Below are 14,979 nucleotides of genomic sequence, written 5' to 3' on the forward strand. Positions count from 1 at the left end.
CGCGGGTGCGCGGCGGCAAAACCGCTGGGGCGCCGCTCAGGGCCTGACCACCGCCGAGACCGGCATCATGCCCACCGCTTCGTAGCGGACCTGCGCGCCGGGGTGCGGGGCGTGCACGACCTGTCCGCCGCCGACGTACAGGGCGACGTGGCTCGCGTCCGACCGGTAGATGATGAGGTCCCCGGGGCGCGCCTGGCTGAGCGGCACCCGCCGTCCTGCGCCCCGCTGGGCCTGCGAGGTGCGCGGGATGGAGACACCCGCGCGGCCGTAGGCCCATTGGGTGAGGCCGGAGCAGTCGAACGAGGAGGGCCCGGTGCTGCCCCAGACGTACGGGGCGCCGAGCGCGCCGACCGCCGCCCGTACCGCCGCCGCGGCCCGCCCCGAGGGCGCCACGGCCCCGCCGGTGCCGGGGGCCGCCCCCACCCGCCCGTCGTCCCGTGAGGGCCGCTGGTAGGCCGTCCTGGCGTCCGCGGGCAGGGCCTGCAACATCCGGCGGGCGGCGGCCAGTTTGCGCTGGACCTCCTGCTTGTGGCGGGCCACCGCCTCGCGTCCTGCGGCCAGCTCGGCGAGGGTGTGCGCGGCCTCGCTGCGGTGCTGGTCCAGCACCCGCCGGGCGGCCAGCAGGGTGCGCAGCTCGCCGGCCCTGCTGCGGTGCAGCCGGTCGAGGGTCGCGGCCTTCTCCAGGTAGGCGCCGGGGCGTTCGGAGAGCAGCAGCCGGAGGGTGGGGTCGATGCCGCCGGCCCGGTAGTCGGCGGCGGCCAGCGCGCCGACCTTGCCGCGCAGCCGGTTGACCCGCTCCTGTGCGCGGGCGGTGCGGTCCTGGAGGGTCGCCGCCCGTGCGCGCAGCTTCCCGGTCCGCTCCTCGGCGTCGTTGTACTTCTCGGTGGCCCGCTCCGCCTGGGCGTAGAGCGCGTCGACGCGGGCGGCCGCGGCCCGGTGCTCGGCGGCCGGGTCGGCGGTGGCGGGGGCCGCGGAGAGGGTGGCGGCCGCGGTCGCAAGGACGGCCGACAGCGCGACGGCCCGTGCGCGGGTGAGCGGTCCTGGCTGCGAGGTACGGCGATGATGCACGCGGGCCGCACTCCCTTCCGTGCAGCCCCTGCCGTCCGGGAGGACGGTCGTGACCGGCGGCTGCGAGGGCAGACAGTAACCGGGCCACCACGCACCGGCCAATGACCCCTGCCGGTACGCAAAATGCCGCCCCGCCGGTGACTGTGCAGGTCACCGGCGGGGCGGGAAGTCAGCGGCGCGCACCGCAATTCGCCCGTTCGGGCGGCAGGTTGGGCCGTGTCAGACCCGCACGCCGTACTGGAACGGCATGTTGTTGATCGATTCGTAGCGCACCGATGCGCCCGGCTTGGGTGCGTGCAGCACCGTGCCGTTGCCCGCGTACAGGCCGATGTGGTGCAGGTCGCCGTAGAAGAGCACCAGGTCTCCCGGCTTGAGCGCGCTCTGCGAGGCGATCCGGGTGCCCGCGCTGGCCTGCGCCTGCGAGGTGCGCGGCAGCGACTGGCCGGCCTGCTGGTACGCCCAGGAGGTCAGGCCCGAGCAGTCGAAGGACGACGGTCCTGTGGCGCCCCAGACGTACGGCGAGCCTATCTTCGACTGGGCGGCGGCCAGGGCGGCCGCACCGCGCTGCGAAGCGGGCACGTCGTCACCGAGGTTGACCCGGTCGTTGCTGCGGTTGGCCCGGTTCTCCTTGGCCTCCAGCGCCGCCTTCTCCTTGGCGGTAAGGGAGTTCAGCAGTTCCTGGGCCTTGCCGAGCTTGCCCTTGATCTCGTCCTTCTTCTCGCCGAGCGCCTTACGGGTGTCGGCGAGGTCCTGGATCTTGCTCGCGGCCTCCGCGCGCTCCTGCGCGAGGCGGCGCTGCTTGTCCGCGATGACCTTCAGCTGGTCGGCCTGCTTGCCGCTCAGCTGGTCGAGCGTGGACGCCTTCTGCAGGTAGGTGTCCGGGTCTCCGGAGAGGAACAGCTGGACCGAGGGGTCGATGCTGCCGCTGCGGTACTGGCCGGAAGCGACCGCTCCCAGGCCCTTGCGGAGCTGGTTCAGCTCGCCCTGGCCGCGGGCGACCTTGTCCTGGAGGTCCGCGACCTCCTTCTGGAGCTTCTCCTGGTCTTCCTTGGCCCCGTTGTACTTCTCGGTGGCCTGCTCCGCCTGCTCGTAGAACTTGTCGACCTCGGACTTCACGTCCTTCTTCGACTGCTCGGGGGCGGCCTGGGCGGCCTGGGACGACAGGGCGACGGCAGCGGCGGCGGTCGCGGTGAGCACGGTCACACGAGTACGGCTCGGCTGCTTGGGTCGACGGTGGGACGCCACGGGGGCGAGCTCCTTCTTCCTCCAGCCGCCTACCGGGAAGTGGGGGGGTGAGACCCCGGCTCCGCGTGAACGCCGCGGACTCGGCGGTTCCTTCACTGTTCATCCCGGTTGGATGATCAACTGCATGAAGGTTCGAGGCCCGACCTTAGTGACCGAGTTGTGATCGCTTCAAATCCTCACGGCAAAAAAACGGTCCGTCAGCCCGATGTTTTACCAACATCACACAGGCAGTAGCGGGAATTTGACAGCCAGAGACGAAGCAACGGACATATCGCCGCCGCGTCAGGTCCTGGCAAGTCGCTTGAGAAGCAGGGCCGATGCGACCGGACGCGCCCCGGCCTTCGCGACGCCGTCGGCCACTTCCCGGTCCGTGGAGACCACCACGACCGGACGGCCGGGCGGTTCGGCCCTTACCAGCTGACGAATCAACTCATCGGCCGTTACGCCCGGTTTGCTGAACAGCACCCGCACCCCGCGCGGCGGCGCCAGCAGTACCGGCGCCGCCAGCTCCGCACCGTCGAAGACGCACGTCATCTCCGCGCCGGTCTGGGCGGCGAGCACCGCGAGGCCGCCCAGCAGCCGCAGCCGCTGCTTGTCCAGCGGCATGGTCGGATAGCCGGTCTTGGTGACGTTGTAGCCGTCGACCACCAAGTGGGCCTGCGGCAGCGCCAGAAGCTGGTCGAGCAGCGCCGGATCGGTCTCCGACAGCGCGCGGGCCGCGATGTCCTTGGGCGTCATCCGGCCCGGGGCGACCGCGTCGACGGTGTCTGCCGGATGCACGTCAGCAGGCGGCAGCGCCAGCTCCCTGCGCAGCCCCTGGGCGGCGTCCAGGACGGTGTCCAGCAGCAGCCGCACCCGCATGTCCTCGGCGCTGCGCCCCTCGCGGGCGGCCCGCCTGCTGGTCTCCAGCGCCGTCTCGGCCTCGGCGATCCGCGCCTTGAGCCGGCGCACCTCGCTGTCCGCCGCGGCCTTCTCGGCGGCCGCCCGGGAGCGTTCGGCCTCCAGCGCGGACTCGGCCTTGCGCACCGCCGCGGCACCACGCTTGACGTCGCTCTGGGCGCTGCGCAGCTTGCGCTGGAGCGACTCGTTGTCCTTGCGGAGCCCCTCCAGGTCGGCCCGCACCCGTTCGGCGTCGGCGCGGGCATCCGTACGCGCCTGCGCCAGCTCCTCGCGCAGCCTGGCCAGTTCCCTGTCGGCCTCTTCGCCGGCCCGCTCGGCGCGCGCCCGCTGGGCCTCCTCGCCGGCCGCAGCGACGAGCTTGACCCAGCCGTCGGGCCGGAGCACGTACGCCGCGGCCGCGACGTCCAGCGGATCGGCGGCGGCGGGCGGGGTGCCGCGCTCCAGGGCCTCGGCGAGTTCCGGCTGGGCCGCGCGGACCTTGCCGGCGATCCGCTGCCGGAACACCGCATCGCTCTCCAACGCGGCAGCCATCGCGTTGCCGGCGAACTTGGCCCGGCGGGTGGGGGTGAAACGGGCGTACTGCCGCAGCGGCGGCGGGAGTTCGGCGACCGTCAGCGCACCGAACGCGTCCGCGGCGAGCGCCACGACACGGCGGCGTACGCCCTCGGGCAGCGGACGGTCGAGGGTCTCTTCGGCCGCCCGGCCGGGCGCGTCATCGTGCTCCGCCCCCGGCTCCCCTGCTGGACGCTCCACCACGGCTGCCTCGCTCCGATCTCAGGTGCTCGCGCCCGGCCGGTCCACCAGCTCGATCTGGTCGACCGCGTTGCACCAGCGGCAGCGCACGGACTCGATGCTCTCACTGAGCACCTCGCGCTCCTCCACCGTCGGCTCCCCCGCGAGGTCGAGATGGAGGTACTCCACGACCTTCGACCGGCGGGTGACGTCGAAACGCGTGAGGTTGCCGCACAGGGTGCAGCGCCACCGAGTGGTGTCCGTCGGCACGGGAACAGCCATCGTGATCGTCCTCTTTCCTGCTCGTGCGTGCTGATCGTGCTGCGGGCTCACGCGGTGCGCCGTCGGACTGCGGAAGAACGCAAAGTATTGCCCGTAACCCTACGGCCTGATGACGGGCCGGTGCGGGCGCCGCCCAGGAGGTGCCGTGCGGCGAGGCAGTCTGCCCCGATTGCCCGCATTACGTCATGATCGCTTCATGACGGCGCCGCCCCTGCCTCCCCCGCCACCCCACTCCCCCCGCCACCCGAGGCCCCGGTCGGACCCGCCCGCAGCCGCAGGAACGCCCCGGACCGCACGCTCCCTGGCCGCCGTGTTCTCCCGCATGACGAACGTCCTGATCGGCCTGTGCTGCGCCCTCTTCGTCATCGGCCCCGCCTCGGGCCTCAACCACCTCTACGGCACCGGCGACACCCTGCTCCAGGCACTGACCGCCTACTTCGCGCACTGGGGCGTGATCCCCCGCGACCTGTGGCGCGGCTCCCCGCACGCCCTGCTCACCCCGCTCACCGCCCTGTTCGTGCATGGCAGCTGGCTGCACCTGCTCGGCAACGTCCTCTTCCTCTACGTCTTCGGCGGTATGGCCGAATCCCGGATGGGGCGGCTGCCGTTCACCGTCTTCTACCTGGTCACCGGCTACCTGGCGCTGCTCGGCTACGCGGCCGCGCACGCCACGTCCGGCCAGACCCTGGTCGGCGCGTCCGGCTCGATCTCCGGCGTCCTGGGCGCCTTCCTCTACCTCTTCCCCAAGGCCCGGGTCACCAGCATCTTCCCGTTCCTCTTCTTCCTGCCGCTGCGCTTCCCGGCCTGGATCGTGCTGCTGTTCTGGTTCGTGCTCCAGTGGCTGGCGGCCCAGCGCGACCCCACAGGACCCGGCGTCGCCTACCTCGCCCACGTGGTGGGCTTCGCCCTCGGCTTCCTCTACGCGTGGGTCCGCTACCGGGGCGATAGTGTGGTGACCACCAGGGGGAACGGACCGGCGGCCGAGGGAGAGAGCCAGCAGTGATCACGTCGATCGTGCTCATCAAGACCAGCGTGGACCAGATCCCGGAGATCGCCGAGAAGATCGCCGCGCTGGAAGGCGTCAGCGAGGTCTACTCCGTCACCGGCGCCCACGACCTCATCGCCATGGTCCGGGTCACCGCCCACGACGACCTCGCCGACGTCATCCCCGGCCGGATCAGCAAGGTCCCGGGCGTCGCCTCCACGGAGACCCACATCGCCTTCCGTACGTACTCCCAGCACGACCTGGAGGCGGCGTTCGCGATCGGGCTCGACGCGTAGCGCTGCGCTGGGCCTGGGCCCACGTTGTCGGCTCTCCCGCCATGGGAGTTGTTCGCCGTTGCGCCTGCGGCGGGCTGTCGCCGCTGCGCGGGGCTGTTCGGTGCGGGGCCTGACCTCCGGACTTCGTCCTGCGGTCAGGCCCCTCCCGTATGTGCGTGGGGAAAGAGGGTGGGGGTGCACGTCATCGCTCACGCGCACCCCTTATCCCTCAGCGGGACGCGTCCGGAACGCAACGGCCTTCCTCCGTGCGGTAGTTCCAGCGGGCACCGTCCGCCACCAGTTCCTTGACCGCCCGCACGAAGCGGTCGATGTGCTCGTCGGGGGTGCCGGCGCCGAAGCTGACCCGGATGGCGTTGAGCGAGCGCTCACCGGGCGCCGCATCCGGGGCGCCGCACTCGCCGGGCTCGTCCGGCTCGCCGCCCAGCAGGGTGCGCACCAGCGGGTGCGCACAGAACAGGCCGTCGCGTACGCCGATGCCGTACTCGGCCGACAGTGCGGCCGCGAAGTGCGAGCTGTTCCAGCCGTCGACGACGAACGAGAGGACGCCGACCCTGGGAGCGTCGTCGCCGAACAGCGACAGCACCTTGACGTCGGGCACCTCGGCCAGGCCCTCCTTGACCCGGGCGATCAGCGCCTGTTCGCGGGCGACCAGGGTGTCGAAACCGGCCTCGGTCAGCGCCTGGCAGGCCGAGGCAATCGCGTAGGCGCCGATGACGTTCGGCGAACCTGCCTCGTGCCGGGCCGCGCTGGTGTGCCACTCGACGTCCACCCCGCCGTCCGTACGCCGCGCGACCTTGCGGCTGGCGCCGCCGCCCGCCAGGTACGGCTCGGCGGCCTGCAACCAGTCGGCGCGGCCGGCCAGCACGCCCGAGCCGAACGGGGCATAGAGCTTGTGGCCGGAGAAGGCGATCCAGTCCACGTCGAGTTCGGCGATGTCGACGGGGTGGTGCGGCGCCAACTGCGCGGCGTCCAGCACGACCCGCGCGCCGTGCGCGTGCGCGGCGGCCGCCAACTCCTCCACCGGCCACAGCTCACCGGTCACATTCGACGCACCGGTCACGCAGACCAGCGCCGGGCCATACGGTTCCCGCGCGGCGAGGGCCGCCTCCAGCGCGTCCACGGCCTGCTGCGGGGTGCGCGGCGCGTTGAGGTACGTCACCTCGACGCCGGGGCACTGCTCCCAGGGCAGCAGCGATGCGTGGTGCTCGGTCTCGAAGACGAACACCCGGGTGCGGGGCGGGAGTACGGCGGCCAGCAGGTTCAGCGAGTCGGTGGTGGACCGGGTGAAGACCACCTGGTCGTCGGGGCGGCAGCCCAGGAAGTCCGCGATCGTCGTGCGGGCGTTCTCGAACAGGTCGGTGGACAGCTGCGAGAGGTACCCGGCGCCGCGGTGCACGCTGCCGTAGTACGGCGCATAGCCGGCCACGTCGTCCCAGACCCGCTGGAGCGCCGGGGCACTCGCCGCGTAGTCCAGCGCGGCGTAGTCGACCTCGCCGCCGGTGACCAGCGGCACCAGGACATCTCGCCCCAGAACGGCCAGCGGGGCACAAACGGAACGGTCGACGGCAACGGCGGAAACAGGCATGGCGAACTCCCGTGAGAGAAAGGCGAATTCACTGCGCGCGGGCATGCGACAGCGCGGCGGCGCAGCGTGAAAAGAAGAAGCAGAAAGCGGAAAAGGGGCCTTCGGGCCCTATCGCATTCGCTGGTTCACGGAAGATCTCCCTCGAAGACCAGGATCCCTGGCGAGGGATCCGCGCTTGCCGCAGACCTTGCTGGCTGCGACCTGGTCATCACCCGGGGCACCCCGCCACGGACGGAGGGTTGCCGGACAGCGGGCCGGGGCCATATCGCTGTCACTCGTGACCTGGGCAGAATCATGCCACACGCGCCGTACGGCGCAAGCCCGGTCCAGTTTTTGAGATCAACCGGACCGGGCTCCCCTCCTGCACACCGCATCAGCGGCGCCGCGCTCAGGCGTTGCTGGCCGCCACCCAGCGCTCCAGCGCCCGCTTGGCCGCGCCGGAGTCGATCGACTCGGCGGCCCTGCCGATGGCCGCCCCGATCTGCTCGGTGAGCGGGGCGTCCGTCAGCTCCAGCGCCACCAGCGCGGCGGCGGCGTTCAGCAGCACCGCCTCCCGCACCGGGCCGCGCTCCCCGTCCAGCAGCCGCCGCGCCACATCGGCGTTGTACGACGCGTCGGCGCCGCGCAGCGCCGCCACCGGCACCAGCGGGATACCGACGTCCCGCGGGTCGAAGGCCACCTCCCGCACCGCGCCGTTTTGGACGATCCACACCCGGGACGTCGCCGTCGTCGTCAGCTCGTCGAGCCCGTCGTCACCACGGAACACCAGGGCGGACGACCCGCGTTCGGCCAGCACACCGGCCAGGATCGGCGCCATCCTGGCGTCCGCGACACCCGTCGCCTGTGCCCGCACCTTGGCGGGATTGGTCAGCGGGCCCAGCACGTTGAACGTGGTCCTGATGCCCAACTCGCGCCGGGCGGGCGCCACATGCCGCAGCGACGGGTGGAACTTCACCGCGAAGCAGAACGTGATGCCCGCTTCGTTCGCCACCTCGGCGACCCGCCGCGGCGACAGGTCGAGCGCAACGCCCAGCTTCTCCAGCACGTCGGACGCGCCGCTCGCCGACGACGCCGCGCGGTTGCCGTGCTTGACGACCTTCACGCCGGTGCCGGCCACCACGATCGACGACATCGTGGAGATGTTGACGGTCTTGGCGCCGTCGCCGCCGGTGCCGACGATGTCCACGCTCGGCCCCGGCACCTCGATCAGCCGCGCGTGCTCGTACATCGCGCGCACCAGCCCGGAGATCTCCGCGACGGTCTCCCCCTTGGCCCGCAGCGCCACCGCGAAACCGGCGATCTGCGCGTCGCTGGCCTCGCCCCGCATGATCCGGTCCATCGCCCAGGCGGTGTCGTCGGCGGCGAGGTCACGGCCGTCCAGCAGGGCGTTCAGTACGTCCGGCCAGGTGCGGGCCGCCACGCTGTCGCCGCCGACCGGGGTCACAACGTTCATGGTCCACACTCCTGGTTCGTGTCCTGCCTGTGGTCAAACCCTATCGAGCCGCCGACATGCCGGAGGGCCCCGTCCGATCGCCGGACGAGGCCCTCTGGGTGGCGTCACTTACCGCCGTGTGTCACACGGCGTGGTGGTGATCAGTGGTGGCCGTGGCCACTGGTGATCTCCTTGAACTCCTCTGCCGTCGGCTTCGGAATGACGTTGTCCTCGCCGTAGTAGGACTTCGAGAGCTTGGCGCGCAGCTTCTTCGACCGCGACACCTTGCGCTCGACACCGTTCTCGTCGACCTCCGGGCCCAGCTCCAGCGGCGTGGGCTGCTCGTGCTGGGTGAGCACGTGCAGCTGCTCCTGGTCCAGCGGCTCGTGGATCTCGACGAACTCACCGTGCGGCAGGCGCTTGATGATGCCCGACTCACGGCCGTGCAGCACCTTGTCCCGGTCACGCCGCTGCAGACCCATGCAGATCCGCTTGGTGGCGATGAAGCCGAGCACCGGACCGACGAAGAACGCGATCCGGACGAACCAGGTGATCGAGTTGATCGACAGGTGGAAGTGGGTGGCCCACAGGTCGTTGCCGCCGCCGATGAGCATCACGAAGTACGCGATCAGCCAGGCGACACCGAAGCCGGTACGGGTCGGGACGTTGCGCGGGCGGTCCAGGATGTGGTGCTCACGCTTGTCACCCCGCACCCAGGACTCGACGAACGGGTAGACCGCGATGGCGACCAGGACCAGCGGGAAGACCAGGATCGGGATCAGCACACCAAAGTTGATGGTGTGGCCCCAGAAGTTCCACTCCCAGCCCGGCATGACACGCACCAGGCCCTCGGCGAAGCCCATGTACCAGTCGGGCTGGGCGCCGGTGGACACCTGGTCCGGACGGTACGGACCGATCGCCCACACCGGGTTGATGCTCGCGACCGCGGCGATCACCGAGATCACACCGAAGACCAGGAAGAAGAAGCCTCCGGCCTTGGCCATGTAGACCGGCAGCAGCGGCATGCCGACGACGTTCTTGTTGGTCTTGCCGGCACCCGGGAACTGCGTGTGCTTGTGGTAGAAGACCAGGATCAGGTGCGCCACCAGCAGACCGAGCATGATGCCCGGCAGCAGCAGCACGTGCACCGTGAAGAACCTCGGGATGATGTCGTGCCCCGGGAACTCCCCGCCGAAGATGAACATCTGGAGGTACGATCCGACCAGCGGCATCGCCAGGATGACACCCTCGATGAACCGCACGCCGGTACCGGAGAGCAGGTCGTCGGGGAGCGAGTAGCCGGTGAAGCCGGTGAACATACCCAGCACCAACAGCAGGAAGCCGAACAGCCAGTTGACCTCGCGCGGCTTGCGGAAGGCGCCGGTGAAGAACACCCGCATCATGTGGACCATCATGCCGGCCAGGAAGATCAGGGCCGACCAGTGGTGGATCTGCCGGATCAGCAGACCACCGCGGACATCGAAGCTGATGTCCAGGGTCGACTCGAACGCCTGGGTCATCCGGATCCCGTGCATCGGCACGTAGGAACCGTGGTACGTGACCTCGGCCATGCTCGGGTGGAAGAACAGCGTCAGGTAGACACCGGTCAGGATGATGATGATGAAGCTGTAGAGGCAGATCTCACCCAGCATGAAGGACCAGTGGTCCGGGAAGATCTTGCGCATGTTGGACTTGGCGAGGCTGTAGATGCCCAGCCGGCCGTCGGCCCAGTCGGCGACCCGCTCGCCCCGCGGCGCCTGGCCGCGACGCGCGGTGGTCGCGCTCGTCTCGTTACTCATCCGCGCTCCCAGAAGCTCGGGCCGACGGGCTCCGCGAAGTCGCGCGCGGCCTCGAGGAAGCCGTCCTTCACCGTGATGTGCAGCTGCGGCAGGGCGTGACCGGCAGGACCGAAGATCACGCGACCACCGTCAGAGAGGTCGAAGGTGGACTGGTGGCACGGGCACAGCACGTGGTGCGTCTGCTGCTCGTACAGGCTGATCGGGCAACCCACGTGGGTGCAGATCTTCGAGTACGCCACGATGCCTTCGTGCGACCAGGCGAGTTCTTGCTTGTCCTTGATGTTCTGCGGCTGGATCCGCACGAGCATCAGGGCGTCCTTGGCAATGTTCTCGTTGAAGTCCTCGCTGTCCTCCTCCAGGCCCTCGGGCTTGGCGAAGGTGAGCGAACCGACCGCGATGTCCTCGGGACGCAGCGGGAGGTTGGTCGACTGGTTGACGAGGCGGATGCCCTTCTTCCAGCCGGTGGTCCGCAGCTTCTTCTCGGGCAGCGGCCCGAGGTCCCGCAGCAGCACGACGCCGGAGAGCGGCACCAGGGCCAGCGCGCCGAACATGGTGTTGCGGATCAGCTTGCGGCGGCCGAAGCCGGACTCCTTCGCACCCTGTGCGAAGTCCGCCAGGACCTTGGCCTTGACCTCGGGCTCGGCCTCGATCGGGTGCCGGTCGTCGGCGATCTCCTCGTCCGACATCAGCGTGCGGGCCCAGTGGACCGCGCCGGCGCCGATGCAGAACAGCGCCACACCCAGGGTCAGACCGAGGGAGAAGTTCAGCGCGCTGATGTGACCGATCGGCCAGATGAAGACGATCTTGTCGATCGGGAAGATCACGTACGACGCGATGAACGCGACCGTCGCAAGCATGGACAGCAGGAAGAGATAGGCGACCACGCGCTCGGAGCGCCGGGCGGCCTTCTCGTCGATGTCCTGGACGCGGTGCTCGTGGGCCGGCAGCCCCGGGTCGGCGAAGGGGTTCTCGCCCTTGGCCACCGCGTCGCCGTGAGCGTCGTGGCGCTCACTCGGAAGGGTTTCTTCTGGCACGTCTGCGTGTCGTCCAGTCTCACTCATGACTTCTTGGCCTTCGTAGTCCGGGCTGCGACCCAGATGGCGACCGCTACCAGCGCGCCCAGGCCGAAGATGTAACCGAAGAGGCCCTCACTGACCGGACCCAGACCGCCGAGGTCCAGGCCGCCGGGGCTCTCGGTGTCATCGCCGTTGACGGCGCCGAGGTACGCGACGATGTCCTTCTTGTTCTCCTGCGACAGCGAGCCGTCACCGAAGGAAGGCATGTTCTGCGGGCCGGTTTCCATGGCCTCGTAGATGTGCTTCGGGTCCACGCCCTCAAGCGTCGGTGCGAACTTGCCGTTGGTCAGGGCGCCGCCCTTACCGGTGAAGTTGTGGCACTGCGCGCAGTTCGTGCGGAACAGCTCACCGCCCTTGCCGACGTCGGCACCGTCCGGGCTGTACTGGTCCTTGCTCGGCACCGCGGGACCGGCACCCAGCGACGCGACGTAGGCCGCGAGCTGGTCGATCTCGGCGTTGTTGTAGATGTTCTTCTTCCGCGGCACCTGCGCGCCGGGCTGCTGGGCCGGCATACGGCCGGTGCCCACCTGGAAGTCGACGGCTGCGGCGCCCACGCCGACCAGGCTCGGGCCGTCGGAGGTGCCCTGACCGCCGGTGCCGTGGCAGCTTGCACAGCCCACGGCGAAGAGCTTCTTGCCCTCCTTGATGGCAAGAGACTGGGCGGTGTCATCGGCCTGAGCCTTGTCCGCCGGCGCGAACGCGGCGTACAGCCCCCCAGTGACCGCCAGCGCGAAGAGTAGGACGACGAGCGCCGCCAGCGGATGGCGCCGTCGTGCGGAGAGCTTTTTCACGGATTACCCCGGTGTCAGGATCTTCTGCGTCGATGCTTTGGCTATGTCTGTCTGAACTGCGGTTCCGGTCGGGACCGGTTACCGGATCAGGTAGATCGTGGCGAAGAGGCCGATCCAGACGACATCGACGAAGTGCCAGTAGTAGGACACGACGATGGCCGCGGTGGCCTGCGTGTGGGTGAACCTCTTGGCCGCGTACGTCCTGCCCAGGACCAGCAGGAAGGCGATCAGACCGCCCGTCACATGCAGTCCGTGGAACCCGGTGGTCAGGTAGAACACCGAGCCGTACGGGCCGGACGAGAGCGAGAGGCCCTCGTTCTTGACCAGTTCGGTGTACTCGAAGACCTGGCCGCCGATGAAGATCGCACCCATGATGAAGGTGATCACGAACCACGTACGGAGCTTCTTGACATCGCCGCGCTCGGCCGCGAATACGCCGAGCTGGCAGGTCAGCGAGCTGAGCACCAGGATCGTCGTGTTCGTCGCTGAGAACGGAAGGTTCAGCGCATCGGAGGTTTCCTTCCAATACTCGGCACCGGTCACCGATCGAAGGGTGAAGTACATCGCGAAGAGGGCCGCGAAGAACATCAGCTCGGAACTCAGCCAGATGATGGTTCCGACGCTGGTGAGATTCGGTCGATTGACCGACGGGTGCGCGTGCCCGGTTTCTACTGTCGTTGCTGTCGCCACGACCGACATTATGTCGGTCGCTTATCCCGCCCTCACTCCGGGGGGTGCCGTTCGGTGTGTCAAGGACGTATGCCCTGCTCGTACGGCCCATTCCCGCGGTCGCCCGAAGGAGGGAAGTGCGGGCCCTTCCGACGGCCCCGGAGCGCGCTGCGGCCGGTCCTGACGGGGCATCGGACAGATCTTGGTCCCGTTCGCACCCTCCTGCGGGTGCCCCTCCCGGGAGTAGCATCCGAGCCCTACCTACGGTGGGGACGCCCCATGCACAGGTGCCGCCCCGATCCGTGCCGCTACGAAGCGTGGAGGAACGATGCAGGCGACTGCCACGGTGCTGGTCTACAGCGACAACGCCACCACCCGCGAGCAGGTCAGGCTGGCCACAGGCCGGCGGCCCGCAGCCGATGTTCCGCGGGTCGAGATCCTGGAGTGCGCCACTCAGCCGGCCGTTCTCGAAGCCCTGGACGCGGGCGGCATCGACGTGTGCGTGCTGGACGGCGAGACCGCTCCGGCCGGCGGCATGGGTGTCTGCCGGCAGATCAAGGACGAGATTTTCCGCTGCCCCCCGGTGCTGCTGCTCATCGGACGCCCGCAGGACGCCTGGCTGGCCACCTGGAGCCGCGCGGATGCCGCCGTGACCCACCCGGTGGACCCGGTGGCGTTCGCCGAATCCCTGGCCTCGCTGCTGCGCGAACGACTCCTCACGCGGGCCTGAGCGGCTCTCTGAGGCGTCCTCAGAGCTGCGGGCGCAGCCGGGCCGCATCGGCGGATTCCGGCTGCTGCTCGGCGGCTCCTGTGGTTCCGGTGCCCTTGTTCTTCAGCGCACTGCCGTCCCGCCATTCCTGCCAGGGCATGTTCCAGTCGCCGAAGCCGTTGTCGAACGGCGTCATGTCGGCGCCGCCGCTGTTGACCACCTTGACGATGTCGCCGACGCGTACGGCGTTGAAGAACCATTCGGCGTTGCCCGTGGACATGCCCGTGCAGCCGTGGCTGACGTTGGCCGCGCCCTGTGATCCGACGGACCAGGGCGCGGCGTGCACGTACTCGCCGCTGCGGGTGAGCCGGGTCGCCCAGTAGACCGGCAGGTCGTACGAATCCGAACTCCCGTCCGGGATACCGATGCTGCCGCTCGTCATCCGGACGAAGCTCTCCTTGCCGAGCACCACCTTGACGCCGTTGCGGGTGTCGAACCCGGGCTTCCCGGTGGTGACCGGGATCGTGTTGATCTCCTTGTCGTTGCGCTCCACCGTCAGCTGGTGCGTCGCCACGTCGGTGACCGCCACGACCTTGTCCCCGGTGGTGAGCTTCACCGGCTTGGCGGGCCCGCCGTAGAGGCCCTTGGCGATCTTCAGGCCCTCCAGGTTGCTGTGCACGGCGATGCTCGCGTGCGCGGGCCAGTACTCCTTGGGACGGAAGTGGAGGGTCTTGCCGTCCACCCAGTGCCAGGAGCCCTGGACGCGGGGCGTGGAGTCGACCTTGAGGGCGCTCTCGACGATCGCGCGCGCCTTGGGGTCCTTGACCTCTTTGCTCAGCGCGGCGGTGACCGGCTGGCCGACGCCGTACTCGCCGCTGTTCGGACCGAAGGTGACCTGGAGCCGGTTGCCGCCGCCCTTGGTCTCGACCTCAAGGGTCTTCAGACCGGGATTGCCGTCCTCGTCCTCGGTGCTGACCCGTACCGAGTACCGGGTGCCCGCCGCCAGCGGCACCGTGGTGCGCCAGTGCTTGCCGTCCGCGGTGAGTTCTCCGCGGATGGAGCGGCCGGAGGCGTCGGTGGCGGTCACGTCCGTGATGCGCGCCTCGTCGTCCGTGACGGACACCTCAAGCGGCTTGTTGGGGTCCGCTTTCCGCTTGCCTTCCGGGGTGTTGGACGAGATCTGGTCGGCCGCGTCGTAGGGCTTGGCGGAGAGCGGTTCCGACGACGAGCCCCCGCACGCGGTGGTGCTCACCGCGAGGGGCACGAGCAGGAGGCCGCAGCTCAGCACCGTCCGGGTTCGAGGTCTGTGACTCATGCACCAAAAATATGAAGAATCACCCGGAACGGCGCGCTGGAGGACTGCAAACGGGGCGGGCCCGGACACCAGTTGAGGTGTCCGGGCCCCCCCCC

At 69.7% G+C, this 14,979-nt stretch carries 14 protein-coding genes and 1 riboswitch; of the genes, 3 read left to right on the forward strand and 11 right to left on the reverse strand.

Going from position 1 to position 14,979, the window contains the following annotated elements; all coding sequences use genetic code 11:
• Window positions 1–36: 36 nt before the first annotated feature.
• The 4 genes from LIU39_RS25435 to LIU39_RS25450 form a co-directional block, all read right to left on the reverse strand.
• Window positions 37–1,068, reverse strand: a complete 1,032-nt coding sequence (locus tag LIU39_RS25435) for a C40 family peptidase (RefSeq protein ID WP_227049212.1) — start codon at window positions 1,066–1,068, stop codon at window positions 37–39.
• Between the two features lie 219 nt (window positions 1,069–1,287).
• Window positions 1,288–2,313, reverse strand: coding sequence for a C40 family peptidase (locus tag LIU39_RS25440; protein WP_227049213.1), 1,026 nt, complete (start codon window positions 2,311–2,313; stop codon window positions 1,288–1,290).
• A gap of 282 nt (window positions 2,314–2,595) precedes the next feature.
• The gene (locus tag LIU39_RS25445) at window positions 2,596–3,969 is read right to left on the reverse strand and encodes an NYN domain-containing protein (protein WP_227049214.1); all 1,374 of its coding nucleotides are present in this window, start codon (window positions 3,967–3,969) and stop codon (window positions 2,596–2,598) included.
• A gap of 18 nt (window positions 3,970–3,987) precedes the next feature.
• Window positions 3,988–4,227, reverse strand: a complete 240-nt coding sequence (locus LIU39_RS25450; protein WP_227049215.1) for a hypothetical protein — start codon at window positions 4,225–4,227, stop codon at window positions 3,988–3,990.
• 322 nt (window positions 4,228–4,549) lie between these two features.
• Here LIU39_RS25450 and LIU39_RS25455 point away from each other — a divergent pair, with 322 nt between their 5' ends.
• Together LIU39_RS25455 and LIU39_RS25460 are read left to right on the forward strand one after the other, a co-directional pair.
• Window positions 4,550–5,230 (forward strand): rhomboid family intramembrane serine protease, encoded by a 681-nt coding sequence (locus LIU39_RS25455; RefSeq protein WP_227049216.1) that lies wholly within the window; start codon window positions 4,550–4,552, stop codon window positions 5,228–5,230.
• Window positions 5,227–5,508: an Lrp/AsnC family transcriptional regulator gene (locus LIU39_RS25460; RefSeq protein WP_227049217.1), complete on the forward strand. Its 282-nt coding sequence runs from the start codon at window positions 5,227–5,229 to the stop codon at window positions 5,506–5,508. Before LIU39_RS25455 ends, LIU39_RS25460 begins: the two co-directional genes overlap by 4 nt.
• A gap of 208 nt (window positions 5,509–5,716) precedes the next feature.
• Here LIU39_RS25460 and LIU39_RS25465 read toward each other — a convergent pair whose 3' ends face one another.
• The 6 genes from LIU39_RS25465 to ctaE all read right to left on the reverse strand — a co-directional run bounded on the left by LIU39_RS25465 (window position 5,717) and on the right by ctaE (window position 12,890).
• Window positions 5,717–7,093 carry an aminotransferase class V-fold PLP-dependent enzyme gene (locus LIU39_RS25465; protein ID WP_227049218.1) on the reverse strand — a complete coding sequence of 459 codons (1,377 nt, stop codon included), beginning with the start codon at window positions 7,091–7,093 and terminating at the stop codon, window positions 5,717–5,719.
• A 166-nt stretch (window positions 7,094–7,259) separates the two neighbouring features.
• Window positions 7,260–7,376, reverse strand: a riboswitch (SAM riboswitch).
• Between the two features lie 105 nt (window positions 7,377–7,481).
• Window positions 7,482–8,546, reverse strand: coding sequence for an anthranilate phosphoribosyltransferase (trpD, locus tag LIU39_RS25470; protein WP_227049219.1), 1,065 nt, complete (start codon window positions 8,544–8,546; stop codon window positions 7,482–7,484).
• Between the two features lie 140 nt (window positions 8,547–8,686).
• The gene (qcrB, locus tag LIU39_RS25475; RefSeq protein WP_227049220.1) at window positions 8,687–10,324 is read right to left on the reverse strand and encodes a cytochrome bc1 complex cytochrome b subunit; all 1,638 of its coding nucleotides are present in this window, start codon (window positions 10,322–10,324) and stop codon (window positions 8,687–8,689) included.
• Window positions 10,321–11,385: a cytochrome bc1 complex Rieske iron-sulfur subunit gene (gene qcrA / locus LIU39_RS25480; protein ID WP_264483226.1), complete on the reverse strand. Its 1,065-nt coding sequence runs from the start codon at window positions 11,383–11,385 to the stop codon at window positions 10,321–10,323. The genes qcrB and qcrA overlap by 4 nt, the downstream gene beginning before the upstream one ends.
• Entirely contained in the window at window positions 11,382–12,191 is an 810-nt protein-coding gene (gene qcrC / locus LIU39_RS25485; protein WP_227049221.1) for a cytochrome bc1 complex diheme cytochrome c subunit, read from the reverse strand. Before qcrC ends, qcrA begins: the two co-directional genes overlap by 4 nt.
• 78 nt (window positions 12,192–12,269) lie before the next feature.
• Complete coding sequence (ctaE, locus tag LIU39_RS25490; RefSeq protein WP_227049222.1) at window positions 12,270–12,890, reverse strand: aa3-type cytochrome oxidase subunit III; 621 nt, start codon at window positions 12,888–12,890, stop codon at window positions 12,270–12,272.
• Between the two features lie 298 nt (window positions 12,891–13,188).
• Here ctaE and LIU39_RS25495 point away from each other — a divergent pair, with 298 nt between their 5' ends.
• Window positions 13,189–13,590, forward strand: coding sequence for a response regulator transcription factor (locus LIU39_RS25495; RefSeq protein WP_227049223.1), 402 nt, complete (start codon window positions 13,189–13,191; stop codon window positions 13,588–13,590).
• Window positions 13,591–13,609: 19 nt separating this feature from the next.
• Here the strand turns inward: LIU39_RS25495 and LIU39_RS25500 are convergent, their stop codons facing one another.
• Window positions 13,610–14,884: a L,D-transpeptidase gene (locus tag LIU39_RS25500; RefSeq protein ID WP_227049225.1), complete on the reverse strand. Its 1,275-nt coding sequence runs from the start codon at window positions 14,882–14,884 to the stop codon at window positions 13,610–13,612.
• Window positions 14,885–14,979: the final 95 nt, after the last annotated feature.

This window comes from Streptomyces pinistramenti (genome assembly GCF_020564935.1).
Classification (GTDB): domain Bacteria; phylum Actinomycetota; class Actinomycetes; order Streptomycetales; family Streptomycetaceae; genus Streptomyces; species Streptomyces pinistramenti.